20 protein-coding genes are annotated in these 25,693 nt (G+C 40.4%); 8 read left to right on the plus strand and 12 right to left on the minus strand.

What is annotated here, in order from left to right; all coding sequences use genetic code 11:
- Nucleotides 1–471: 471 nt before the first annotated feature.
- Nucleotides 472–651, plus strand: a complete 180-nt coding sequence (locus NIES592_RS15215) for a hypothetical protein (protein ID WP_062246848.1) — start codon at nucleotides 472–474, stop codon at nucleotides 649–651.
- Nucleotides 652–703: 52 nt separating this feature from the next.
- On the opposite strand, the gene NIES592_RS15220 is transcribed toward NIES592_RS15215, so the two are convergent.
- Nucleotides 704–1,006: a hypothetical protein gene (locus tag NIES592_RS15220; protein ID WP_062246850.1), complete on the minus strand. Its 303-nt coding sequence runs from the start codon at nucleotides 1,004–1,006 to the stop codon at nucleotides 704–706.
- 657 nt (nucleotides 1,007–1,663) lie between these two features.
- Here NIES592_RS15220 and NIES592_RS15225 point away from each other — a divergent pair.
- Nucleotides 1,664–2,341 carry a sugar transferase gene (locus NIES592_RS15225; protein ID WP_062246852.1) on the plus strand — a complete coding sequence of 226 codons (678 nt, stop codon included), beginning with the start codon at nucleotides 1,664–1,666 and terminating at the stop codon, nucleotides 2,339–2,341.
- 461 nt (nucleotides 2,342–2,802) lie between these two features.
- On the opposite strand, the gene NIES592_RS15230 is transcribed toward NIES592_RS15225, so the two are convergent.
- The 3 genes from NIES592_RS15230 to NIES592_RS15240 form a co-directional block, all read right to left on the minus strand.
- Nucleotides 2,803–4,365, minus strand: coding sequence for an NAD(P)H-quinone oxidoreductase subunit N (locus NIES592_RS15230; protein ID WP_062246853.1), 1,563 nt, complete (start codon nucleotides 4,363–4,365; stop codon nucleotides 2,803–2,805).
- Nucleotides 4,366–4,706: 341 nt separating this feature from the next.
- A complete protein-coding gene (locus tag NIES592_RS15235) occupies nucleotides 4,707–5,021 on the minus strand; it encodes an RNA recognition motif domain-containing protein (protein ID WP_009459299.1) in 315 nt (104 codons plus the stop codon).
- A 736-nt stretch (nucleotides 5,022–5,757) separates the two neighbouring features.
- Nucleotides 5,758–6,063, minus strand: a complete 306-nt coding sequence (locus tag NIES592_RS15240; protein ID WP_009459297.1) for a hypothetical protein — start codon at nucleotides 6,061–6,063, stop codon at nucleotides 5,758–5,760.
- A 745-nt stretch (nucleotides 6,064–6,808) separates the two neighbouring features.
- Between NIES592_RS15240 and topA the strand changes: the two genes are divergently transcribed.
- From topA to NIES592_RS15265, 5 genes are all read left to right on the plus strand, one after another.
- Complete coding sequence (topA, locus tag NIES592_RS15245; RefSeq protein ID WP_073556194.1) at nucleotides 6,809–9,490, plus strand: type I DNA topoisomerase; 2,682 nt, start codon at nucleotides 6,809–6,811, stop codon at nucleotides 9,488–9,490.
- 834 nt (nucleotides 9,491–10,324) lie between these two features.
- The gene (locus tag NIES592_RS25265) at nucleotides 10,325–10,462 is read left to right on the plus strand and encodes a hypothetical protein (protein WP_009459292.1); all 138 of its coding nucleotides are present in this window, start codon (nucleotides 10,325–10,327) and stop codon (nucleotides 10,460–10,462) included.
- Nucleotides 10,440–10,937, plus strand: coding sequence for a type II 3-dehydroquinate dehydratase (gene aroQ / locus NIES592_RS15255; protein WP_231936504.1), 498 nt, complete (start codon nucleotides 10,440–10,442; stop codon nucleotides 10,935–10,937). The genes NIES592_RS25265 and aroQ overlap by 23 nt, the downstream gene beginning before the upstream one ends.
- Nucleotides 10,938–11,025: 88 nt before the next feature.
- The gene (locus NIES592_RS15260; RefSeq protein ID WP_073556195.1) at nucleotides 11,026–11,955 is read left to right on the plus strand and encodes an ADP-ribosylglycohydrolase family protein; all 930 of its coding nucleotides are present in this window, start codon (nucleotides 11,026–11,028) and stop codon (nucleotides 11,953–11,955) included.
- A gap of 300 nt (nucleotides 11,956–12,255) precedes the next feature.
- Nucleotides 12,256–14,772, plus strand: coding sequence for an HD family phosphohydrolase (locus tag NIES592_RS15265; RefSeq protein WP_073556196.1), 2,517 nt, complete (start codon nucleotides 12,256–12,258; stop codon nucleotides 14,770–14,772).
- Nucleotides 14,773–14,989: 217 nt separating this feature from the next.
- On the opposite strand, the gene bluB is transcribed toward NIES592_RS15265, so the two are convergent.
- The 6 genes from bluB to NIES592_RS15295 all read right to left on the minus strand — a co-directional run bounded on the left by bluB (nucleotide 14,990) and on the right by NIES592_RS15295 (nucleotide 19,888).
- Nucleotides 14,990–15,598: a 5,6-dimethylbenzimidazole synthase gene (gene bluB / locus NIES592_RS15270; RefSeq protein WP_062246863.1), complete on the minus strand. Its 609-nt coding sequence runs from the start codon at nucleotides 15,596–15,598 to the stop codon at nucleotides 14,990–14,992.
- Between the two features lie 550 nt (nucleotides 15,599–16,148).
- On the minus strand, nucleotides 16,149–16,694 hold the full coding sequence (locus NIES592_RS15275) for a YqeG family HAD IIIA-type phosphatase (protein WP_062246866.1): 546 nt from the start codon (nucleotides 16,692–16,694) through the stop codon (nucleotides 16,149–16,151).
- 209 nt (nucleotides 16,695–16,903) lie between these two features.
- A complete protein-coding gene (locus tag NIES592_RS15280) occupies nucleotides 16,904–17,473 on the minus strand; it encodes a DUF3727 domain-containing protein (protein ID WP_073556197.1) in 570 nt (189 codons plus the stop codon).
- Nucleotides 17,474–17,674: 201 nt separating this feature from the next.
- Nucleotides 17,675–18,208: a Holliday junction resolvase RuvX gene (gene ruvX, locus NIES592_RS15285; RefSeq protein ID WP_084552331.1), complete on the minus strand. Its 534-nt coding sequence runs from the start codon at nucleotides 18,206–18,208 to the stop codon at nucleotides 17,675–17,677.
- A gap of 4 nt (nucleotides 18,209–18,212) precedes the next feature.
- The gene (locus tag NIES592_RS15290; RefSeq protein WP_009459269.1) at nucleotides 18,213–19,475 is read right to left on the minus strand and encodes a GNAT family N-acetyltransferase; all 1,263 of its coding nucleotides are present in this window, start codon (nucleotides 19,473–19,475) and stop codon (nucleotides 18,213–18,215) included.
- 203 nt (nucleotides 19,476–19,678) lie between these two features.
- The gene (locus tag NIES592_RS15295) at nucleotides 19,679–19,888 is read right to left on the minus strand and encodes a hypothetical protein (protein WP_073556199.1); all 210 of its coding nucleotides are present in this window, start codon (nucleotides 19,886–19,888) and stop codon (nucleotides 19,679–19,681) included.
- Between the two features lie 595 nt (nucleotides 19,889–20,483).
- On the opposite strand from NIES592_RS15295, the gene NIES592_RS15300 reads away from it, so the two are divergent.
- On the plus strand, nucleotides 20,484–22,574 hold the full coding sequence (locus NIES592_RS15300; protein WP_073556200.1) for an ATP-binding protein: 2,091 nt from the start codon (nucleotides 20,484–20,486) through the stop codon (nucleotides 22,572–22,574).
- Nucleotides 22,575–22,804: 230 nt separating this feature from the next.
- Here NIES592_RS15300 and NIES592_RS15305 read toward each other — a convergent pair whose 3' ends face one another.
- Together NIES592_RS15305 and NIES592_RS15310 are read right to left on the minus strand one after the other, a co-directional pair.
- Nucleotides 22,805–24,391 carry a B12-binding domain-containing radical SAM protein gene (locus tag NIES592_RS15305; RefSeq protein ID WP_062246873.1) on the minus strand — a complete coding sequence of 529 codons (1,587 nt, stop codon included), beginning with the start codon at nucleotides 24,389–24,391 and terminating at the stop codon, nucleotides 22,805–22,807.
- A gap of 517 nt (nucleotides 24,392–24,908) precedes the next feature.
- The gene (locus NIES592_RS15310) at nucleotides 24,909–25,577 is read right to left on the minus strand and encodes an S-layer homology domain-containing protein (protein ID WP_016871844.1); all 669 of its coding nucleotides are present in this window, start codon (nucleotides 25,575–25,577) and stop codon (nucleotides 24,909–24,911) included.
- Nucleotides 25,578–25,693 lie beyond the last annotated feature (116 nt).

Here is a 25,693-nt window from a genome sequence, read left to right on the forward strand (position 1 = left end):
ATACTCGATTCTTAGACTGTGGGCTTTAACCAATCATTTGTCTTAGTACGATTTTAGCGAAATACTAAAAATAAAATCGGATGATATACCCTAACATTTAATTCTCTAAGCAGAGTATTTTTACTCTCTATCTTATCTGCTGATTTTTGCCAACAATTGCTATGAGACTTTGATGCTAGCCAATAATGAGAACTAGGTTAAAAGAAAGTAAATATTATTCAGACTTTACCAATCAAAAATGACGAACCTTAGCACTTAACTTTAATTTGTGCTGAGAGAATTAGTAAAATTGAACAAACTAAGAAAAAATTTGCACAAAATAAAATTAAGCTTCAAGATGTCAAGGCAAATTTAGCTATCGAGGAACAGATTTTAAATAAAATTAAAATTAAAATTTTAGCAGAAGAAGGTGCGATCGCTCAACTTCAATGCCACCAGATCAAACACATCCTTATTATCGTTTTCCAGCAAATGAATGACGTGTCACCTTTTGTAGAAGATGGCACTTACCCTTTTACTAGGCGTTTATTCATCGTAATTCGCCGGGATGGTACACCTGATCGAACTGCTGGGATTGCCTACGTTAATATGTTACTATCCAAAGAAGGTCAAAAGCTCGTTGAAAAAGCAGGCTATGTCCCTCTACGTTAATTGTCTGAAATACATAAGATACGATTTTGCAAGATGTCTACTTATTTAGCCTTCATCCTTCTTCTGATGCTTCAATGAGTTTCATCAGACTATCTAAAGTTTTTGTCAGCTGCGATATTCTTTGCAGTGAATGATCCTGTGTTTCAGCCAGAGTTTGTACTGCGTCACACAATGCTAAGATTTGATAGCCCTGCTGTTGCAACTGTTTTCCTTGTTCTTCAACTTGGGTGCTAAGATTATCCACTCTTTGAGCTAAACGTTCAATAGTTTCTGTAGTGGCTAGTACAGCTTCTCCAATTTGCTCAACAATAGATTCTAAGCGACCTACTTTAATTTCCGCCCCTGCTATAACCATTTATCCAACTCCTTAATTTTGAGATCGCATCACAGTAAATTTTTTGTTGCTTAATTTTTTAATAAGTTGAATACAAGCAGCTGTTGCCACTTTATATATTAGTCTGTGATTTTTCCAGACTTCAATTAAGATAAGTTACGCTCTAGGAGCAAAAAGTTTCAACTCAAACATCATCTATCTCAGCAGGAAAACACTCTACAAAAACAAAGTGTTATTTCTAGCCACCACCATATACGATTTTTGACTTTTAGGGAGAAAATAAATGCTAGATTTACTGTATGTTTTTGCAATGATTTTGCTTTTTATACAAAGCAATTTTGCTTTTCTCCAACCTTGATAGATATCAATGTTTGAGTGGGGATTACAAGCTGATATTCTTAAGTAACATAACTGACTTTAGTGTTTCAATGTTAACACTCAGTTGATAGCAAATTTTAACACAATTAGTTGTGATATCCAGATGAAAAACGTTTTTTCATCCACCATAAGATATATTAAATACGCTTTATGTGAAATTTATAAAAAGTGATGATCCCTATCTACTAGATGAAGATTCAGTGAATATACGGTTGTATTTGAATCTTAATAATAAGGGTGAGTCTATAGTCGAAATAAAGGTACGTAAAATAACTTTTTCGCTCAACACTCGGCTTGACAATGTACGAAATACCATTTACAACCGTTGTTGAAGGTGCAACTTCTAACACATGGAACCTATCATTTCATCCTCACCCCTCAGTAACGTCTAAATTTAAACGTTGTTTAGATATTCTGGGTGGCATCATTGGGCTATTTATACTAGCTATTGTATTTATCCCGATCGCGATCGCGATCAAACTAGACAGTCCTGGCCCTATTTTTTTCGTACAAGAACGTTACGGATTACAAGGACGGCCATTTTATATTCGTAAATTCCGCTCAATGGTTCCTGAGGCTGAACAGTTAAAATACTTAGTTAGAAATGAAGCTAACGGGCTTATATTTAAAAATAAGAATGACTTCCGAGTAACCAGAGTAGGACGTTTTTTAAGAAGCACTAGCTTAGACGAACTTCCGCAATTTTGGAATGTCCTGATTGGGGAAATGAGTTTAGTAGGAACACGCCCGCCCACTGCTGACGAAGTAGCACATTACAATCAACGTCACTGGCAACGTTTAAATGTTAAACCAGGTCTAACTGGTGAGTGGCAAACTAGCGGTCGCTCCCATGTGAAAGACTTTGAACAAATTGTAGATTTAGACTTGCAATACCAAAAGAAATGGCATCCCTTATATGACTTGTTATTGATTGCTAAAACTTTCTATATTCTAATGGGTAGAGTAGGAGCTTTCTAATTAAACGAGTCGATAGTTAATAAACAATACAGAGGTCTAATAAATAAATGCCAAGCAACACAATATTTGTTACTTGGCAAATTTTTTCACTCACTTTGCCTTGTTAAAACTAATACCAAGTTGCATTCATAGACATTACATCACCCCGCCTTTGGCACCCCCTCTGGTGAACCCGCACAGAGGGGATGGGGTGAGGTTTTCTGATATTTTGCACCTACGCCATATCCCGCCGATATCCCGCCGATGAATAAATTCCAAGGCTAATAGCACAAGTCCGTGTTAGTCAGATTTATCTGACTTTGGCTATTAGCCAATAAATTTATTGAGTTAAAAATGTCTATAAATTATCATAACAATAAAATCCCATAGAACTTTAGGATCTAAACACGCAAAAACGCCTGACAAAAATGCCAGGCGTCTTGTTGCAAAATTGTAAACAGAACAAGTATTTGCAATTAAATTTACGGCCCCTCGGTTTGTTCAGTAGAAATAGCACTTACTTGTGTGCTATCAACTGTTTTAGCTTGCAAAGTAGGGATATCGGTAACGGAATTGTTAGCCAAGGTAAATAATGGATTCGACAAAATTCCGGCAATGGAAGTGGCGATTAAAGTAGTTATCAAACCCACTTGCAAAGGTCTAAACCCTGGCAAATTCCAACTAATTGCGGGATAATTCTTCACAGAATTGGACATTTCTTGGGGTTCTTTAACTACCATCATTTTCACTACCCGAATGTAGTAGTAGATGGAGACAACACTAGTAATTAAACCCAACAAAACTAACCAGTAAAGACCTGCTTGCCAACCAGCCCAGAATAGGTAAATCTTTCCGAAGAACCCAGCTAAGGGCGGAATACCACCTAACGACAACAGGGAAATACTTAATCCCAAAGTCAACAGGGGATCTTTCTGATATAAACCAGAGTACTCGGCAATTTGGTCAGTTCCCGTCCGCAGAGAGAAGAGAATCACGCAGGTAAAGCCGCAGAGGTTCATAAATAGATAGACCAACAAATAAAATATCATGCTGGCATATCCGGCTTGGGTGTCAGCAATCAAGCCAATCATCACAAACCCAGCTTGGGCAATGGATGAATAAGCTAACATCCGTTTCATGCTGGTTTGTGCTAGGGCGACGACGTTACCCAACACCATACTCAGCACAGCTAAGGCGGTAAAGACGAATTTCCACTCTTCGGCGACAAGAGGAAAAACAGTTGTCAGCAAACGAATAGCAAGGGCAAATCCAGCAGCTTTGGAACCAACAGATAAAAAGGCAATGACTGGGGTAGGTGCGCCTTCGTAAACGTCTGGTGTCCACTGGTGGAAGGGTGCTGCGGAGATTTTGAAGCCAATACCTGCAATGGCAAATACCAGAGCAATCACTATACCCAATGATTGAGATAGGTTTGCACTAGCAATACCATTAGCGATCGCATTGAGTTCCGTTTGTCCACCAGACAAACCGTACAGCAGAGAAACGCCATACAAAAATACCGCCGTACTTGCAGCACCAATTAACAGGTACTTCAGTGCTGCTTCATTAGAACGGGGATCGCGTTTGGTATAACCGGTCAGCAAATAAGAGGAAATACTCAAGGTTTCTAGCGAGACGAAAATCATCACCAACTCACTAGCGCCTGATAAAAACATTCCTCCCAAGGTCGCTGTCAGCAAAATCGCTATGAATTCTGCTAAAGCGGTGCCACTTTGTTCAACGTAGCGAATTGACATCAAAATTGTCACAGCTGCGGACAAAGCCACAATACCGCGAAAGACAATACTGAGGTTGTCACCGTTAAAAGCACCGGCAAAAAACAGGGGATTGGCATTATCCCATTCAAAATAGAGGGCGACTATGGAGGCTAACAAACCTGCGATCGCCAGATATCCAATCCAGCGTGAAGAATTGCGCCCCAAAATCAAGTCCACTATCAAAACCCCCAAGAAGGTTAAGACTACAATTCCCTCTGGTAATATAGTTCCAGCATTCAACTGGGATGCAACATTAGCAAAATCCATGAGCTGTATAGGTTTTGGCGATTAGACATTTAAGGAACCAACTGTGTTAATTCTATTGTGTTTTTAACTAAAGTTTCCTAAATCTGTCTGTATTACGGGATCAATAGCATCAAATTAATTTATAGTTAAATTTGTTATTTGTAGATAGTTGATTGTTGATTGGAAAACCATCTACCAACAATCAACCATGAACCACTAACCCATTTCCAAACAATAAGCAGATTCAGTATGTCACTGAATCTGCTGTTCTTAAGTATTATATTGCGCTTGGCAAATGGTTATTATTTATGCCTTCTAGCAATTGCTCTTTAGGTGTTGAACTCTATAAGTTCATTCAAGCCTTAATAACGTCGAGAGTATCCACCGCTGTTACTTTTTCCCCAGCTACCACCGCCGGAGCGTCCACTTTTTTCCTCCCGAGGTCTTGCTTTATTAACTTTCATTACGCGACCTTTCCATTCGGCCCCATCCAAAGCATTAATGGCAGCCGTTTCTGCTGCTTCTGATTCCATTTCTACGAAACCAAAGCCTCGTGAGCGACCCGTTTCCCGATCTGTGGGAAGTTGAACTCGCGTCACAGTGCCATACTCTGAAAATACGTCGCTTAGCTCTTCTTGGCTAACACTGTAGGATAGGTTGCCTACGTAAATTGACATTAATCTCTCCAGAATTCAGTTATGCATATGCAGAGCCGTTCATCCGGAGAGCCACTTGCAGTTTTCAACAAAAACAAGAACACCACCGCCGAACTTTATTCTCCAATCTTATTTTAACATAAATCTTATTCTAGCAAGGCTATATTTACCTTTTTATGGCATATCTTTGAGCAAAATGTATTATTTTTAACGGTTAATCCTATTATTATTGCTTATGCTTCAACTGACACAATAATTTGTCACCATACTAGGTCTTAATAAATAGTAAATATTAGATTTTATAATTATTATTAGTTTGATTGTTTATAGAAAGTTTTCGAGCGATCGCTAAGCTTAATATACTAAAGTGAAAATCTCAAATTATGTCTTAGGCAAGATGTGAAATATTTAATTTTATGAGTTTATTACTTGATTTAACTTTGATTAAAATCAAAATTTTATATTTTCAACTTGGACTTTTAAACATCTAAAATAAAATACCTATTATTTAGTATTGACCTAAAAATAAGTTTTTGTTCATGGATACTGAAGATTCCCTATGTTCACTCAACTGAAAATACAAAGCAATTGTTAACATTTTTACCTAGATTTAAACCATAATTGATGAGAGTGCATGGAAGAATACAGTGTCAGAGGATAAACATTTACGGTGCAGACAATGCAACATACATGCACATACAAGATGGGCAATCATCAAAAATCAAACAGCGATCGCGCACCATAGAATCAATGCTTTTCAATCTGCCACGTACCGCCAACCTTGAGGCTGATACTCCCGCTGAATTCGTACCATCCACGTACCTTGAGGGATAGAAATAGCTTTATGCTCTTCGTGAGCAAGTGTTGCCTCTTTTGAAACGACACGCAGGTACAAAGTACCATCTTTTTCGTATAATTCCGCTTGTCCATCAATGATGCGATGTGTGTGTCCGGTGACTTCACCTGCCGCTAAAATCAAGTGCAGTAGCTTTTGTCCCTTGATTTGCTGTATTGTTTGCTGTACAGGCAGCAAAATCACATCGCCTTGACGAATTGGTTGCATGTCTTTTGTTCTCCTAGAAAATGGTACACAGCCCCATTGACAGTTATCAGTTTCATTAATGGGTATAACTCTCAGCAATTGGACAAGAATGGGTTGGTGTAACGGACTGTGATCCCCAGCATACATCTGATAGCTGTTTACTGTTCACTGAATTTAAGGACTCTCACAAAATTTGATTCAATTTTGCCACAACCTGAAGAAATCAAGTAGGAAAAATCGGGAGATGGGTGAGCTGGAGAGGTGGAGGTAGTATGAGGAGTATGGGGAATAAATAACCACTGTTAGGTTATAGATGTCCTTTCTTACGACTGAGCGCGGGGTAGCATTTGTATGAAAATACTTCGGTTTGATGTCAAGATGCACGTTCAAATGCTATCCCGTAACGGGAGACGTGCGTATAGACGCACACTGCGGGCTTCAAGCTAAGAAGACCCCTACTACCGACCGACCCAATGCCTAAAAAGTGCAATTTTTCAAATAATAGTCGCCAATTATGCCTCAGATAAGTTAAAGATTGAAATAACTGGAAATTCGCAGTTCTACCCCACCCTTTGGGAAATACTACCTGCGGATATGGCAAATGCCTAACGCTGGAATTTAAGGGGATTACTTTGCGAGTAGTTTGTGTGAGGATGAAATCACATACCTCTAGTGACTAATAATCTTGACATTTACCTGCCAATTATTTCAACTTGACTGTTTAGTGACTGTTTAGCTTAGCAGCTATTCTTTTTTTGAAATTTCCATGTCAACTCTTGTCATCGTCGAATCTCCGACCAAAGCTCGTACCATTCGCAACTACCTGCCAAAAAACTATCGGGTAGAAGCATCTATGGGTCATGTGCGTGACCTACCCCAGTCGGCTAGCGAAATTCCCGCCAATGTCAAAGGGGAAAAATGGGCGCAGCTTGGGGTAAATGTAGACGCCGACTTTGAACCACTGTATGTCGTTCCCAAGGACAAAAAGAAAGTTGTCACTCAGCTAAAAGAAGCTCTCAAAGACGCTTCCGAACTGATTTTGGCAACAGACGAAGACCGAGAAGGTGAAAGCATTAGTTGGCATTTGTACCAGTTGCTCAAGCCCAAAGTACCAACTAAGCGGATGGTGTTTCACGAAATTACTCAAGAAGCCATCAAAAAAGCTCTGCAAAACTGCCGCAGTATCGACGAGCAATTAGTTCGTGCCCAAGAAACACGGCGAATTTTGGATCGACTTGTGGGTTATACCCTGTCTCCTCTGCTGTGGAAAAAAATCGCTTGGGGATTATCTGCGGGTCGTGTACAGTCGGTAGCAGTGCGGTTGCTGGTGAACCGAGAACGGGAACGCCGTGCTTTCAAACAAGCGACCTACTGGGATTTGAAAGCTACTTTGACCCCACCGCAAACTGAAAAGAGCAAAGAGCAGTCCTTTACTGCTGTACTTGTCACCTTAGCAGGAACTAGACTAGCAACTGGTAGCGATTTTGACCCTTCCACAGGGAAGATAATCGCTGATCGCAAAGTCGTGCTGCTCAATCAAGCCGAAGCAGAAGCCCTCAAACAACGCCTAAGTGATAAGACCTGGAAAGTTACGGATATTGAAGAACGTCCAGTAACGCGCAAACCAGCACCGCCGTTTACTACTTCCACCCTGCAACAGGAAGCTAACCGCAAATTGCGGCTTTCGGCACGGGATACAATGCGGATTGCCCAAAGTTTGTATGAACAGGGATATATCACCTACATGCGTACAGACTCGGTGCATTTGTCGGAACAGGCCATAGCAGCAGCCCGTAGCTGTGTAGAACAGCTTTACGGTAAGCAGTACCTTAGCCCCCAACCCCGACAGTACACCACCAAATCTAAAGGCGCACAAGAAGCTCACGAAGCGATTCGTCCGGCGGGTAGCAGCTTCCGTACTCCCCAAGAAACAGGCTTGAGCGATCGCGAACTCAAACTCTACGATTTAATTTGGAAGCGTACCGTCGCCTGTCAAATGGCTGACTCTCGCCAAACCCAAATCACCGTGCAACTGCAAGTGGAAGACGCTGGTTTCCGTTCTTCTGGCAAACGCATCGATTTTCCTGGCTACCTAAGGGCGTATGTCGAAGGATCTGACGATCCCGAAGCTGCACTAGAAGACCAAGAAATCATTTTGCCTGATCTCAAAGTCGGGGACCACCCAGACTGTCAAGACTTAGAAACAGTCAAGCACGAAACTCAACCCCCAGCCAGGTATACTGAAGCTACTTTAGTAAAAACCTTAGAAAGTGAAGGTATTGGACGTCCTAGTACCTACGCCAGCATTATTGGCACAATTATTGACAAAGGTTACGCCCAACTGACTAATAATGCCCTCATTCCCAGTTTCACTGCTTTTGCTGTCACTGAACTGCTCGAAAAATACTTCCACGATGTCGTTGATCCCAGTTTTACCTCCAAAATGGAGCAAACTCTCGATGATATCGCTGCTGGTGAAGCTGAGTGGCTACCATATTTGCGGCAATTTTATCTAGGAGATCATGGTCTAGAAACCCTGGTCAAACAAAAAGAAGACCAGATTGATGCCAACCAAGCTAGAACTGTAGAACTAGAAAACTTAAACGCCAAAATCCGCATCGGTAAATTTGGCCCCTACATTGAAGTTGAAAATGGTGATGGTGTCGTTACAGCATCGATTCCTCGAGATTTGACTCCTGCTGACCTCGATCCCCAAAAGGTAGAAACCTTACTCAGGCAAAAAACCTCTGGTCCGGACGAGGTAGGACGTCACCCTGAAACAGGCGAACCAATTTACCTACTCATAGGTCCCTACGGCCCTTACGTGCAATTGGGTGACAAGTCTGATGAAAATCCTAAACCTAAACAAGCTTCTCTACCCAAGGGTGTCAAGCCAGAAGATGTCACCTTAGACATGGCTGTTGGTCTTTTATCCCTACCCCGGACACTAGGCACACATCCAGAAACAGGCGCAACCATTCAAGCTAATTTGGGACGCTTCGGCCCCTATATCGTCCATAACGCCAAGGAGGGCAAAGACTATCGTTCCCTCAAAGCAGGTGACGATGTATTGACAATTTCCTTGGAACGTGCATTAGAATTATTGTCTGAACCGAAAAAAGGACGCAGTACAAGTAGTAAATCTAAGGCGGCTTTACGGGAATTGGGAGCTCACCCAGAAGATGGAGAACCTGTAAACATCTATGATGGACCATACGGGCCTTACATCAAGCACGGCAAAACCAATGTCAGTCTTCCAGAAGGTACATCACCAGAAAATATAGCGCTGGATACAGCATTGGAGTTGCTAGCAAGCAAAACATCAAGCGGTAAATCCACTCGCAAAACCACTAAATCTACAACTAGTTCGCGTAGCAAATCAACGAAAGCCAAATCATCAACGACTGCTGCCAAAAAAACTAGCGAAAGACAACAGTTAAATCAGTGAACAGTTATCAAACCCATGGTGTTTCGCTAGCAATGAAACTGCTAACTGATAACTGCGAATAGGGCATAGTCCGCAGTCTGACTATTGGCTATCTATATGTATGGGCGAAGCTTTTAGGTAATATTTTATTAACTGAGTGAAAATATTTATTACTTATCAAATGCTTCGCCCCTAATGACTATTGCTATCAATAATATAAACAAAACTTCCATAAACTTAAATGATTTTGGATTTTGTAAAAAGTTTGTAGATGAGGTAGCTCACACCTAAGGGGGTTCTACCCATGAGCAACTGGCGTTACCCATCGTGCGCTCATACGAATAATTATCGGTAATCATAAATCTATTGAAAAAACTTATATAGCAAGTACTTACTTACAAAATAGTCTGGATGACAAAATTATGTTTCTTTTGCCAAAAATAAAGTTTTTTCCCTTTTTATTCTTACTTTGTTTTCATAATACTTACTGATAAAAAATCTTTTCCGCCAGTTGCTTTATTGCGGGGAAAGAGTCTACCACAGTCGCTTCCCTTATCTTCCTTTTCCTCCTGAGTCTAGTCGCCAAATTTATTAGACTCACAATGAGACGGTATTATTCTCTAATCCCTAGTCCCTTTTTTCAAAAAGCTATCTTTAGTAAGATGAGTCGTCTAGGTAAGGGATGTGATAATCTAAAAAATAAGGGAGAAAATAACACTATAATTTTAAGAAATGGCTCAAACCCGAAATACGGGAACAAAAGTTAGCCGATCAAAAGCCAAAGTGCAAAAAAGCTAGTTTCTCCGTAGCTGATAACCGAAAAATCGAGTTAGTATTTCAGGAGCGGTCAGTCCAATGGACTATATTGAAAAGGTGCTAGAAAAGCTTAAGGAGTTGGCACGCAAGCTGATTGAAGCCCTTTTAGGGCCAGAAGCTGAGCCAGAACCGGAGCTAATTCCAATTCCTGTAGATGATCGCTCGCGCCGTCGCTAAGAGAGCAAAAGTGCAGGAGTTAAAATTAGATCCCTTAAGCGTTCTGGTGCTGCATGGGCCAAACCTGAATCTGCTAGGACAGCGAGAGCCTGGTATTTATGGCTCCCTGACTCTGATCGAAATCAACCGCCAGTTAGAAACAGAAGCACAAAAACTGGCAGTGAAAGTATTCACCATGCAGTCAAATCATGAAGGGGTATTGGTAGATGCAATTCATGATGCCTTGGGAAAACACCAAGGCATCTTAATTAATGCTGGGGCTTACACCCACACCAGTATAGCATTGCGAGATGCGATCGCTGCTGTAAATTTACCCACAGTAGAGGTACATCTAAGTAACATTTACAAGCGAGAAGAGTTCCGTCATCACTCCTACATAGCCCCCATTGCCATTGGCCAAATCAGCGGTTTTGGCGCACAAAGTTATATTTTAGGATTACAAGCGTTAACGTTTTATTTGAGAAAAAATATATAAGATTAGTTAATGGTTAGTACCAATGCCAAATGCCCACTTTTCACACTTCCCCAATCCCCGATTACCGATCCCCATGTCCTATTAGATTATGCATTATTCTCTTGTCAGCCGTACTAGAGGAACCATATTAGGGGCTTTAATTGGGGAAAATTTGGCCTTTCAAGGCGGACAAGTGCAAAAGTTGGCATCTAGCTATTGGCAAAAAATCGCAATTCTGAGTGCAGAAAGTTTAATCGAACTGGGTAGATTTGACTTAGGCGACTGGAGTAGGCGTCAGCAACAATCAGGAATTATTTTAGAGAATCATCCAGACACTTCGTTACAAGTAATTTTAGCTACACTACCAGTAGCATTTTTTTTTCATGAGCATCCTATCAAACTGCGACAAAACTTGCTAGATGTAGTTAAATTTTGGCAAAATAACCAAGCTGTAGAGGATTGGGCGCTAGCAGTAGGCTATGCGATCGCTCAGTCTCTGACAGAAAAACTTACTCCTGCTACTCTCATCCCCCAAATGATTAGCTTTTTGGGAGAAACAACCACATCTGTGCCACAGACTTTATTGAAATTACACAATTTGTTAGAAAAACAGGCGGGGTTAGAAATAACGCAAGCTGAATTGTGTACAGAAGAAAAGCTGAATCATGCCTTAGCAATTGCTTTTTATTGCTTTGTTAGTAGTTTAGAAGACTTTCGCCTTTCAGTTTTACGGGCTACTCAATTTACCTCCCGTTCGATTTATATCAGTACAATTACTGCTGCTTTATCAGGAGCTTATAACGCTACAGCAGGCATTCCTGTGAGTTGGCGGTTTTTATTGGCTAAAAATAGGGCGGCACAATGGCAAGTCACGGATTTATGCCAAATGGTAAAATTAACGGATATACTCATTGCTACCTGGTCGGGGGTGTATGATTCCACTTTGCATCAAAGCGAGGTAAATGCAGAATGGCCCATAACTCTGAGTGATCTACCTCTAGAGGCGATCGCAGCTCCCCGCGTGATCCGGTTGCGTTAATCTCACTTCTACCTTACTAATGATACAAAGTATAAAACATAGAAATTTTCTATTACAATAAATTAAATTTTAGTAAAAAAATATACTATAGTTTGGGGAAACATTAAAATTCAATCGGGTTCTGTAGGTAGCAATTGTGGCAAGCAGGCTTCAAGTGTTTTGACTCAAAGCAATCAAGCAAAAAACTGCGATCATAGACAATGAAAACGCAGCCATTTTTTCATCTTTGACTTAAGCGATTTATTCACTGGAAGCAACTTTACCAAAGCCCTATGCCGTTTACATTTATCGAAACCAACTGTGAAAGGCAAAGATAAAAAACAAAGAGCGCCAAAACCAAAGGTAACTAGTGGTAGTTTACCTGGAAAACCTTCTCCTGTTGTTTTCGTAATTGCAGTAGTGTCTCTGACTGGAATCATTGGGCAAAATTTCTACAACCAGCCTCAGTTGAAAATAGGAACCACCGCACCAGAAACAATTAGAGCGCCCTATAGTAGCTTAATCGAGGATACAAAAAAAACAGAAGCACAGCGCAGAAATGTCAGCAAAAAATTTGTGCCTGTGTTAATGGTTGATGAAAATATTAATAAAAAAATCAAGAAAAATTTACAAACACTTCTAGCTCAGGGTAATGAAATTCGATCTGCTGCCGGTTCTTTTCCTTTTTTTGATACTTTTGTCTTGTCAGTTTCTAGTCAGCGTTATCTGCGCTCCTGTGCTGACTCAGAATGGGAAGACTTGTTGGTGGCTCTAGAACATACCAATCAACAAAAATCAGGAGTATTAACTCAAAACCTCAGAAGCATTTTCATTAAAACTAAACAGCAGAATCAAAACGCAAATAAGCAAAGAGTTGGAGATACGGAGAATGTTTCCGTACCATCGCGTTTGGGTATCCCTATATCCTCTTCATCGAAGTCAGAGACTTCCTTGCTCAGCGTTTCCTCCACTCCAGAAGTAAAACCCAATGATTCGTTCCAAAGTGCAGAATTTGCCCAAGCAATGGCAGAATTAGAAGCTTATCGCCTCAAGACTTCTACGCAAAACTTGGTTTCATTATTGAGTAAAGTTGCTCAAGCACGCCAAGGCTATACCCAAGCCACCGTCAAGTTGTCACAACTGCTGAGTGAAAACCCCCAAACTGCTTATGAAACTACTTCTTTCCTGAATTTCTCTGATGAAGACTGGGCAAAAACCCAAATAGGGGTACAACTGAGTGCTGAGCGGATTTTAGCTCAAGGTATTCCTCAAGGACTACCCCCCAGTGTTTTACAAAATGCAGTCAATTTGCATGTGCATAAATTAGTACCACAACCAACAGAATCTTTTGCTAAGAAACTGCTGTTGGAGGTTTTGGAACCGAATCTTAAGCAAGATGAAGAACAAACCAAAATACAAGCAGCAATAGCAGCAGCAGAAGTTAAGCCTGTAATCGTGGCTGTGGAGCAAGGTGAGATAGTTGTCCGCAAGGGCGATCGCATTACATCTTGGCATTTAGATGTATTGGAACACTACCACCTGCTACGCCGAGAAATTAACTGGTTGGGATTAATGTATTTGGCTGGAAGTGTCAGCTTTTCTATAGGAATTTTTACTTTTGTTGAACGGAGTATTAAGTATCGATGGCGACACAGCGATCGCCTGTTAGTATTATTGCTGACTTTGAGTACCCCTTTGGTAGTGACGATGGGTACGCCTTATACTACCTGGAGTGGCGTGGGTTTATTGCTGGGTAGCTTTTACGGAGCAACCGCGGGTGTGACAGTGGTAGGGCTGCTGGTAGCATTATTAGGTATGAGCCTAGAAATCAGCAAAATTTCCCTGTTGGCAGGTGCAGCTGGGGGAATATTAGGCAGTTGTATGGCCCATAGGTTGCGATCGCGCGAGGAATTAGCACTATTAAGTGTAGCGATCGCTTTAACTGAAGGTGGTGTTTACCTACTCATTCAAATCTTTTTGGGTGCAGCATTTGGCCCCTATTTTTACGTTGTCCTCAAAGAAGCAGGGATTTTTGCTTTATCTGCTTTAGCTTGGAGTATTGTAGCCTTGGGGTTAAGCCCTTATTTAGAAAAATTATTTGATTTAGTTACCCCGATTCGCTTGGCAGAATTGGCAAATCCCAACCGTCCTTTATTAAAAAAACTGGCAACAGTTGCCCCTGGGACTTTTCAGCATACGCTATTTGTCGCTACTCTGGCTGAGGCTGCCGCCAAAGAATTAGGATGCAATATTGAATTAGTGAGAGCTGGTACATTATATCACGATATTGGCAAAATGCACGACCCTCAAGCCTTTATTGAAAATCAAATGGGGGGGCCAAATAAGCATGATACAGAAATCAAAGACCCTTGGCATAGTGCCGACATCATTAAAAAGCATGTCAGCGAAGGCTTAGTGATGGCAAAAAAACACAGTTTGCCTTCTTCTATTCAAGCTTTCATTCCAGAGCATCAAGGCACAATGCAAATTGCTTACTTCTATCACCAAGCTCAACAGATTGCTAAAGAAGATCCCAATTTGACAGTAGATGAAGCAGACTTTCGCTACGATGGGCCAATTCCTCAATCACGGGAAACAGGAATTGTGATGTTAGCCGATTCCTGCGAAGCAGCATTGCGATCGCTCAAAGATGCTAGTTGTGAACAAGCTTTGGTGATGGTTAACAATATTCTCCGTGCCAGATGGCAAGACAAGCAATTAGTAGACTCAGGACTAACACGAGAAGAGATGAGCAGAATTGCCGAAATTTTTGTAGAAGTTTGGCAACAATTTCATCACAAACGTATTGCATATCCCAAGTTAAAGGCTGGGAATTAAGGTGTGTAGAAACGTAGCATTGCTACGTCTCTACAAAATGTAGACAAACACAATTCATGACCAAATTCAGCAACGCCATAATTTTATTGTCGCGTGGGCTGGTAATTGGTAATGGGTAATAAAGATACTAACTATTCATTTTCCTATGCCCGATGCCTAATAACCGATACTAGTCAATAGGCAATAGACTTGATATTAACTGATCACTGATAACTGATTATCTGTAAATCACCACAGGCTCTGAACAACGTTGTTTCCAACCAACTTGTTCCAGCATTGGTTGTCCATCATAGTCTGTAGCAGGTTTTCCTATACAAAGATAACCTAGTGGTTCCCAATCATCAGGAACACTAAGTACTTGTTTGAGTTGATCATAATCGAGAATGGAAACCCAACCCGCACTGTATCCTTGCTCTGTTAGGGACAGCCAAAGATTTTGGATCGCGCACACACAGCTCCATTTCAACGTTTCATCAGTCCAAACAGTGCCTATTGTGTAGTTTTCTTTAGGGTACTCGCAAAATACTGCTAAACCAATCGGAGCATCTTCAATCGCTTCTAGCTTCAGACTTTTATGAAGCTTGAGCTTGTCTTGCTCATTTGCCAGATTTGCTTCTGCTTTTGCCCTGATTTTCACAAAAGATTGCTTGAGTATTGCCTTAGTCTGTTGATTACGGACTACCACAAATCGCCAAGGTTCACTCAAACCAACTGAGGGAGCGCAGTGAGCAGCAGTTAGCGCTTTTTTCAATACAGTTTCAGGGACATCGTCTTTTAGGAAATGCCGTGTATCACGCCTCAGCTTCAAACACTGTTCCAATTCCATAAAGCTCTACTTTCCCCTAAATACTCATCAACAATAGCTTAACCGAGTTAGTTGTCTAGTTGTACTTTTACAAATCTAACAACTTGAGCATATTACTAAGCATATAGCCAAATAATCATTTGGTAAATCTTGTAATCATGCCCAAGATATGCAACGAATCTCAAACGGGAGCATCCCTATTTTTTTCAATATACGGCTGAGGGTTTAAATCCTCAGCTTCATAGCTAAAGTCGTCTGAAGACGAGTCAAATAAATCAAACAACAGATTTAAGCTATGAGACTGCGGTTTAAATTGCAGGCGGTTTTTTGAATATTTGAGATCTGCATCTCAAACCCTTTATTGTTATGTTTAGAAATCTATTAATCACTGTTAAATAGCATAAAGTGCCAGCTCATGTAAATAGGAGCTGGCACTTTATTAGTTTTTAGCTTACTTGTTATATTTAGGGCCTTTATTTTGCTGACCCCAATGTTATCTATAGGTAAATGATCCCCTATTTTTGTAGTAAACAAAGATTTTTTAATTTTTTCTTTAGATTTACTTTCCTGACTATTTGTGAAGCTTTGTAAATCGGCGTTTTGCTGGGCTGATGGAGGCTCCCATAATTTCAGATACCCAAACTTCAAAGTTACGGAGTGGGTGCGAGCGCAAAGCAACATCAGGATGAACTATTGGTTCAACCAAAATCGTAAACATTCCCAGCCGATTACCAGCTAACACATCGGTAAATAAGCGATCGCCCACCATTGCGACTTGTTCCGCGGGCAAACTCATGGCATTGAGTGCTGCTCTGATCTTACGTCGTGAGGGTTTAGCAGCGCCCAAGTAGTAAGGTAAATCTAATGACTGAGCAATATTACCGATGCGGACTTCACTTAAATTATTGCTTACGAGATACAGAGTTGCTACCTGACGGATTTCCTGAACCCAATTTCGTAGTTCTGCTGAAGCCGATACTACTCTAATTGGTACTAATGTTTCATCTACATCCAACACCAGCCCCTTCAGCCCATATTGTTGGATAATACCAGGTGTGAGATTCAACACTGAACCTTCCAAAATTAAATCAGGCTGTAGGAGGTTGTTCCAGCGCATAGTTTAGGCAGAAGTCAATGGTCAATGGTCACTAGTAAATAACTCTTGACTATGGACACTGGACTATAGACATAATTTCTCAGAAATCTATGCAATAGCTAAAACATTTGGCAAAAAGACTGTCAAATGCTTATGCCCATAGTTAATAATAATTAAAAATTCCTCATGTAGAGACTAAATATTGCCGTTTTTGTTTTGAATTTTTAATTTTATTCAACTCCATTAAACAAATGCTCTTCTAAGAGCGGTTGCACTTGACGGAATTCTTCTGGCGAAAGCAATTCAGGTTTACCAGTTTTAGATATCCGTGCAAAAAACAGCAGTGGATCAAGAGGGGTATAAATTGCATACTCCTGCTCTTCATGGTAAAAGCTAGCTAGCAATTGTAATTGCTCTGGTTCCAAATCTGATTGTTCGTCTTCGATTTCTAAAGTGAACAATTCTGATTCTTCAACTGGCGGTAATTCACCTGCAACAGTTAAAGCATAAGCTGTATTTTTGAGGACTAGATTTTGCTCCGATAGTACAGCTTGGGCAGTGCCAAAAATTTGTTCGATCGTGGCATCATCTTCTACGAGAACAGCCTCTTCTTCTTCCTCACCTTGCCACGCAAAGATTTCTACAGGTGAGTCAACAGGAAGAAGCAAAAAGTATCCTTGCCCATTTACTTCTAGTGAATGCTCAATGTAACATTCGAGCGATCGCCCTTTGTCATCGCTCAAAGTGATGGTGCCAGCAGATTCGCGATCGTGTTCGTCCGAAAAATAAGAAAAAGACATAGCCGAGATATAAACTGTATGACTACCAGCTACTTGATAGAGGGGGAAAGGGGATTAGGGATTAGGGATTAGGGATTAGGGGTTGAAAAAATGAGCGATATCCTAATTACCCTTTTTCCGTTCCCTGTTTCTCTTTAACCTTCAATTGTTTCCTACCTTTGCTGGCTAACAGATTTCAGAATATCATGCGACAAGGTATGCTTACTCAGCAGATAATTCTGTAGATTGTAAGCCAGCTCGCCGTGTATCTAACCATTGCTGCAAAATTAAAGCTGCTGCCTTACGGTCAATTAAAGCTTTATGGCGTGATGGAGAGCGGTTTTCAGCAATGAGCAACTGCTCTGCTTGAAAAGAGGTTAATCGCTCATCTACATACTCTACAGGCAGCTTCAGAACTTTGCCTAATCGTGTGGCAAACTTTTGCACTTGTTTGGCTTGAAACCCCAAAGAACCGTCCATTGAATAAGGTAAACCAACGACTAAAACTTCTACTTCTCGTTCATTGACCAGTTTTTGTATTTGTTCTACATCTTGCCCAAAAGATGTGCGTTCTACAGTCGTAATGCCAGTGGCTATCAACCCCAAGCGATCGCACCCCGCCACACCAATACGTTTACGACCAACATCTAACCCTAAAGCAGAAACATATTTAGAGTTAAGGTAAGACACACAAGAGGGAGGAGACAGGGGAGAAAGATTACTTCCTTGTCCTCCTTGTCCTTGTTCAATATCCACACAACTACTCCTGCTGTTGTCCATCAGCTGAGTCTGGCTGACAAAATGGTTCTAGGTGAGAATTTTTGCAAGAAAAGGAAATAGTTTCTTTTGATGGATTGGGTTGTGCTGGTCTGTCTGGAGAAGTTTGCTGATGCGGTGGTAACCATGACATTCCCCCTGGTATGGGTTTGCGTGCTGGTTGCAGACCTTGTAGTACTTCGGGTAACTGAATTCCTTCCAATGAGACAAATTTAGATTCTCGTACTTTATGCCACACCGAGCGAGACATAATTAGAGTGTGTTCTATACGACTTGCTCCTATTTGTTCTAAATACTCTTCTCCTTCTGGTTGATAGTCTGCCGAAGCTAGTTGCAATGGTTGCTGAGGAAAATCCTGGGCAATACGAGCAAGTTGAGTCAACAACTCTGGATACAGCCAAGTGTATGCTGGGTGGACTGTTAACGTCGCCCAATGTGGTTCTTCACCTTTGCGGTCTAGCATAATCTGAAAATAACCGATCGCTGCTTTACGTTGGGGTTCAAACACGTAACCGGTTACTACTTCTGTTTTAGTCACCCATTGTTTGACAGCATCAACCAAGGCACTAAATAAGTTGGTTTTAAAGTCATCGGTTTGGCGGTCAAATACCTGCCGTACCAAAGGTGGCATTGATGCTGTATCTAGCTGATATAGCAGCTGAGCATCAGCGTTACTTATAGGCAGCAAATTAGGCAAATCTGGGTTAACCTGTGCCAATTCAGCTAGCAGTTCTGGTTTAATTTCCCAATAGGTCATTTCAGCTAGACGCTGAAAACCGTTTTGTCGATACAGTGCCAGTGCTTCTGTATCGTTGATGTTTACTTCTAATATCCAAGTCCGAGCCTCTAAAATTGACTCAAAGCAGTAACGCAAAAGCTGCGAGCCAATTCCTTGCTTATCGGCAGCACGCTCTAGAATCACACGGTCTACGCGCCAAGTGCTACGCGTACGATTAAATGGCGAGACTTGGATCATTCCTAAAAGCGATCGCCCCTGTTCTGCTACATAACCACAGAAAATGTACTGTAATGGGTTGGGAAACCAACTTAAAAATTTCAACAATCCATACCAGCGGCGCAGCCATTGCATTTGCCGCATAGCAAAATCGGCTCCTTTTCTGGTTTTAGCTGCGAATGAATCTAGAGCTAGACGTCCAATACTATCCAAATCTCGATATTGGATTGGTCGGATCACAACGCTAAGATTTTTCTGAAGTAATGAATTCATTTTCATTCGAGCCGCCATTGCGCCTTAAGTAACAGAAACAGAGGTACTGCTGCATTAATATTAACGGCTTTCCACCCCTTTCTATTGCTCCAAAAGAGTGATTTTCACAACTCAATATTAAAAAGCAGACTAGTTGATGACTACATTAGCCTAGGCTCAACAAGTTCTGCTTTGATTTTATTTAAATTTTATTGAAGATTTGTATAGATATAGATTATGAGCTAGATAGCTCGGCGAGAACGAGAAATTAGTTTTTCAAAATTAGCTTGGGTTTGATGGAGTAATTGCTCTCGGCTGTCTACCTGTGTATGCTTCAGGGATGGAACCAAATTACGAGCTTGCAGAGCCATGTGCATTTGGAGGTGGGCAACATATTCACTAAAGTCTTCTTCAACGATTACATTTGTACCCTTGAGGAACTGTGATTCCATCGCCACTGTTTTCTCCTTTGTTTGTTAATCCCTAAGTTACTGATTCACATTATCAAAACTTATCATGTCATTTTACCTGGCTTGTTAGGTTTGCAATGAAGTTTAACGGTTTTTACAAAGATTATGGAGAAATGTAAATTATGGTAAATGGTTAGTGGTTGGTTGTTGGTTGTTGGTTGTCAGTGGTTAGCAGTTATTTAGTTAGTAATTAATTTATTATTAACCCCTCACACCCCTCATACTCCTCACACCCCTCATACTCCCCACACCCTCCCTCCAACACTTATGCCTAAATAAACTTGGTATGCAATGATAGCGAGGTGTTAAAACTTACTTTTTTAAACGTAGGTTTGACAGCGAAGACATTTTTACAATATTATTTAAAACTTAATTGATTTAAGTATAAAAATTAATTTTGGAATCAAAAATTTATTTAATCAAAATAAAATGCCTAAAGCCTATAATTAAACCCTTGTTGTACAACAACAGTAGCCATAATAAGGTGATAAACAAGCAACAATTTAGGGAGTTGGAGTTGCGGCTCTATAACTTCTAGCTACCAATTGTTCTGGTGCTGAATTATACTAATACTCAAATGCCACTCTTCAGCTTTTTCAATCAAAGTACTGAGCAACAATCTAACCCGCAAATAGTGGGACGGGGTGTGAGGTTGCAAGCTAGTTACTCAAAACTACCTTTAAGCCAAAGAATTATCATGCCCTTTATGCTGGTATTCTTTAGCATTATGGTGGTAGCTGTGATTAGCTTTGCTTTTTGGTTTACCAGCCGAATGGAACACCAGATCAAAAATTCTGTTGCATCAAGCGCAGCGGTGATTTTGCAAGAGTTGCAAACAGAAAAACAAGACTTGGGTTCTTGGGTGCAGCTAATAGCAGAACGAAATGATGTGCGTACCGTACTGCAACAGAAAGATACTCAAGCACTGCTGAAAATCTTAGTTTCACATAAGACTAATTTGGGATTAGACCTGATCAAGGTTGTCAATCAAAATGGTGGAGTAGTGCTAGATCTGAGAGAGCCAAGATTAAATGAATCACACTTAGAAGATAGAACAACTATTTCTCAAGCATTGGGTGGGATGTACCCTTTAGATGTAGTCAGTGTTGAAAAACAACGAGGACAAACACAGTTAATTTTAGTAGGTACAGCTCCAATTAAGTCTAACGAAGAAGAAGTGATTGGTGCAGTTGAAATTGGTATTCTCATCAATAACGAATTCCTCAAAAGTCTAATAGCAGCCAAAGATGAGTACTTGATTGTATTCAACAAAGATAAAACAGTTGTTGTTTCTACATTAACATCAGTCACTCATAGAAATTGGCAGTTACCACCTACTTCTGTTCCACCAATGCGCATCTTACTTACAAATAAGCATTATGTAGCCAAAAGTATTTTTCTACCTGGACTAAGCAACACCTCTTTAACAGTGGTATTGCTAAAATCGCTTGCTGATCTCAACCATACAGTACAGTATTTATGGTTGAGATTGTGGGGTTTTTTCCTAGTGGGGGGTTTGATTTGTACCTTGGTGGGTAAGAATATAGCGCGAAATATTTCTGGACCTTTATTGACTGTGGCGAGAGTTGCTCAAAAAGCTACTCAGGAAGGGAATTTTGATTTGCAAGCTCCTGTAACAAGAAATGATGAAGTGGGAATTTTAGCTACTTCTCTTAATAGCTTAATTCGGCGAGTTGCAGAATACACTCAAGAATTAGAACAAGCTCGTACAACTTTAGAAAAGCGAGTTGAAGAACGCACTCACCAACTTTTACAAAAAAATCAGGAATTAAATCTAGCTTACGATCAACTTAGCTATGCTATTCAAGAACTTCAGCAAACTCAAGCACAGTTGATTCAAACCGAAAAAATGTCTTCACTGGGTAATATGGTAGCGGGGGTTGCTCATGAAATAAATAATCCTATTAGTTTTATCTATGGCAATATTAGCTATGCCAAAGAATATATTGAACAACTATTAGAATTACTTCATTTATACAAAAAAGAATATCCTCAACCAACTGCTGCGATTCAAACTTGTCTAGAAAAGACCGAGCTAGATTATATTAGCGAAGATTTGCCTAAAATTTTATCCTCAATGAAAATGGGAGCGCAGCGAATCAGGGAAATTGTGTTGTCTTTACGAAATTTCTCACGATTGGACGAATCTGAGAAAAAAGCTGTGAATATCCACGAGGGAATTGACAGTACTTTGTTGATTCTCAATCATCGCTTAAAAGAAGGAATTCAAGTAATTAAAGAATACGAAGAAACACTACCATTAATTGAGTGTTACCCAGCACAATTAAATCAAGTGTTTTTGAATCTCTTGAGTAATGCAATTGATGCTTTAGAAGAGTCATTCTTGAATAATTTCTCATTGGAAGATAATAAAGTCAATCCCCAAATACTAATTCATACAAACAAAGCAGCAGGAAATCGCATTTATGTACGAATTACAGATAATGGTTGCGGAATTGAACCACAAAACCAAGATAAAATTTTCGACCCTTTCTTTACAACTAAAGAAGTGGGTAAAGGTACTGGATTAGGATTGTGGATTTGCTATCAGATTATCCAAAAACATCAGGGTAAGATTGAAGTCAATTCTTTACTTGGCGAAGGAACTACTGTTACGGTGACACTCCCGCTTGTACAAAAATCATAAGTGTATCAGTGCGATCGCACCCAGATATCCCACTTTTGATAAAAGTCGGGGAGCTTGTTTAAAAATTCAAGTTCTCAACCAGAAATCCCTTATTTTAACTTTATATGCAAACATAAAAATCCTTCGCGTTCTTCGCGCCTTTGCGGTTTAATAATTATTTTTGATCCACGAAGACGCGTCAGCGGCTTCCCGCAGGGTAGATGCAAAGTTCGCGAAGAAAGACTCCGTACTTAACCAGCTAACGCTTCTGTTTTTTCCTTCTCTGGTACATAGGGCTTTTCTGCACCTTGGGCGAGATATTCCGCCAACTGGGATTCAATTTGATCACGAACAATTTGGCGATACTCTAGGAAATGTTCGTTGTGGGCGCAGGTAGCCAGGTAATGTTCGGCAACACTAGGGTTATGCTTAATAATGCTAAAGAGGTGATGCCAAAATTTCCAACGGGTTTCGCGTTTGATTCCTTGTCGCCAAATCACAATCAACAATGCTTTGACAACTACCCACTCTGGCATTTTGAAGGGTGCTTTCCATTTTGGTGTACCCATCATCATAAAACAACGATAGGTGCGGTCTAAATATTTGACTGGGTCATATAAAGTACAAAATGCCTCAACATATTCTCTAGCAATTTCTTCCAGGGGACGGGTAGGAATAAAGTTCATCAAAGTGGTTTGGTTAATGTTACCGTCTTTGTTTTCCCGTAATCGTCCTTCTTTTTTGAGGCGATGCCACAAAGCGGTATCTGGTAGCGCTTGTAACATGGCAAAGGTGGTGGAAGGAATTGCAGCTTGTTCGGCAAAACGGACAATGCGATCGCCTGCACCTGCTTTTTCACCATCAAAACCAATAATAAATCCAGCCATTGGCCGCAACCCGGCTTTGATGATGGATTGCACAGATTCAACTAGGGAACTGCGGGTATTTTGAAATTTTTTCGTTAGTTGTAGACTTTCTTCATCTGGTGTTTCGATTCCCAAGAACACCGCCGCAAAACCACAATCAACCATCAATTCCATCAATTCTGGATCTTGGGCTAAATCAACGGATGCTTCAGTGTCAAAGCGGAAGGGATAATTATGTTGCTGCATCCAAATTTTTAACTCTTTGAGCAACAGCTTGACATTGCGTTTGTTGCCAATAAAGTTATCATCTACCATGAAAACACCCCGCCGCCAACCCAATTCATAGAGGTAGTCTAATTCTGCTAATAATTGGGCAGGAGTTTTGGTACGGGGTTTGCGACCATAAAGAACAATAATGTCACAAAATTCGCACTGGAAGGGACAACCGCGCGAAAATTGAATTGACATCATGTCGTAGGCATCAAAATCTAGCAAATCAAAGCGGGGTATGGGGGTTGAGGTGACATCTGGTTTTTCTGTAGCGCGCAAAGTACCAGATGTTTCTCCCCGTTGAATTGCTTCAACAAACATCGGTAGAGTAATTTCTCCTTCATCCAGAATGAGAAAATCTGCACCAGCTGCTTTTGGTTCGCTAGGTGTAGAAGTGGGATAAGGACCACCGACAGCAACTAACTTACCACGTTTTTTTGCTTCCCGAATTTGTTCGAGCAAATCTTGTTTTTGCACAATCATCGCCGAGAAGATGACTAAATCTGCCCAAGCCCATTCTGCTTCTGTAACAGGACGAATGTTACGATCTACTAATTTAAATTCCCATTCTTGGGGCAAAATCGCTGCTACAGTTACCAAGCCCAAGGGTGGCAGCAAAACTTTCCGATTTACTAATGCCAATATCTTTTCGTATGACCAAAAGGTTTTGGGAAATATCGGATAGACTAGTAAAACTCGCATAAAGTCTCAATCCTCCTCACACTTTGATTATTAAATTATGCTAACTAAATAAAGAGTGTAATTTACTGTATCTAAATTTGTTATATTTTAACATTATTAATTTTTCTCTCGAAACATATAAAGTTTTACTTCTTATATATCTATTTTTGCTCATCATTGCACCTAACTTATTTTGCAACAGATGAGTATGAAATTTAGATTTGCCTAATTTGAGCTAATAAAACTTCTTGTTTAGCAATCAAACTCAGTTTGCAATTGATCAACTTACTAGGTTTAGAAGTGATCTTGGATAAACATAGCTAGGATGCAAAGATAAAAAATCCAGCGTTTTCAACCTTAGATTTGCAAAAAAAAATCTAACTACTGTTGGCTAAATCATATTGATGTATGTGTAATATCATGTCCGACTAATTGCTTATGATACAAAGCTTGGGCATTGGCTATTGGGCATGGGAAAATCATCAATATCTTAATTACCAATTACCAATTACCCATTACCAATTACCGACCCTACTAATTAAGGCTGAGGAGGTGCAGGGGGTGCATCTGGGATTTCTGCATCTTGTCCTTGTCTTTGCAGATATTTACTCAATACATAAGCCATATCACCACGAGTCATGGGTTTTAATGGGTAAATATTTCCTTGAGTGTCTGTATTGACAAATGCTTCGGCTACTACTGTAGCGATCGCTTTTCTAGCCCAAGGAGGAATAGATGCTGCATCTGGATGGGGAGCCAGAATTTCATTGACTGTCTCATCGGGAAACTGAAAAACACCATAGGCTTGAGCAAAAATTGCTAAAGCTTCTGCTCTTGTCACTCTTTGGTTGGGGAAAAATAAGTTACCCCGATAGCCTCTCATGATATCTGTTTTTAAGACAGTTTGAATATCTTTATAAGCCGGATGAGAGGGTGGTACATCTGGAACTACAAAATTTTCTTTGCTTGTTGCTTGTCGTTTATCTAGTCGAAATGCTTTCACCATGATCGAGGCTAAATCTGCTCGACTGATTATCCTTTCTGGATAAAATTTGTTATCTGGATAGTTAGTCATCCAGTTCGCAGCTAACACCATCTGAATTGGATCGGATGATTGCTTGGCTTGTGGTTGAACTTGGGCAGAAACAACAATTGGAAAGGATTGTATTAATGTCACTAAGGTAAGAACACTTAAAAATCGACGCATAAATGTAAATTTAAAAAACTGTAGTACTGAAAAATAACACCAACTCTGTTGTACCCCGATCCGGAAACAAACCAGATTTTTTTAGTATTTTATGATCAATTTTCTTGGTGTGGGTC

It is taken from the genome of Fischerella major NIES-592, assembly GCF_001904645.1.
In the GTDB taxonomy this organism is placed as follows: Bacteria; Cyanobacteriota; Cyanobacteriia; order Cyanobacteriales; family Nostocaceae; genus Fischerella; species Fischerella thermalis.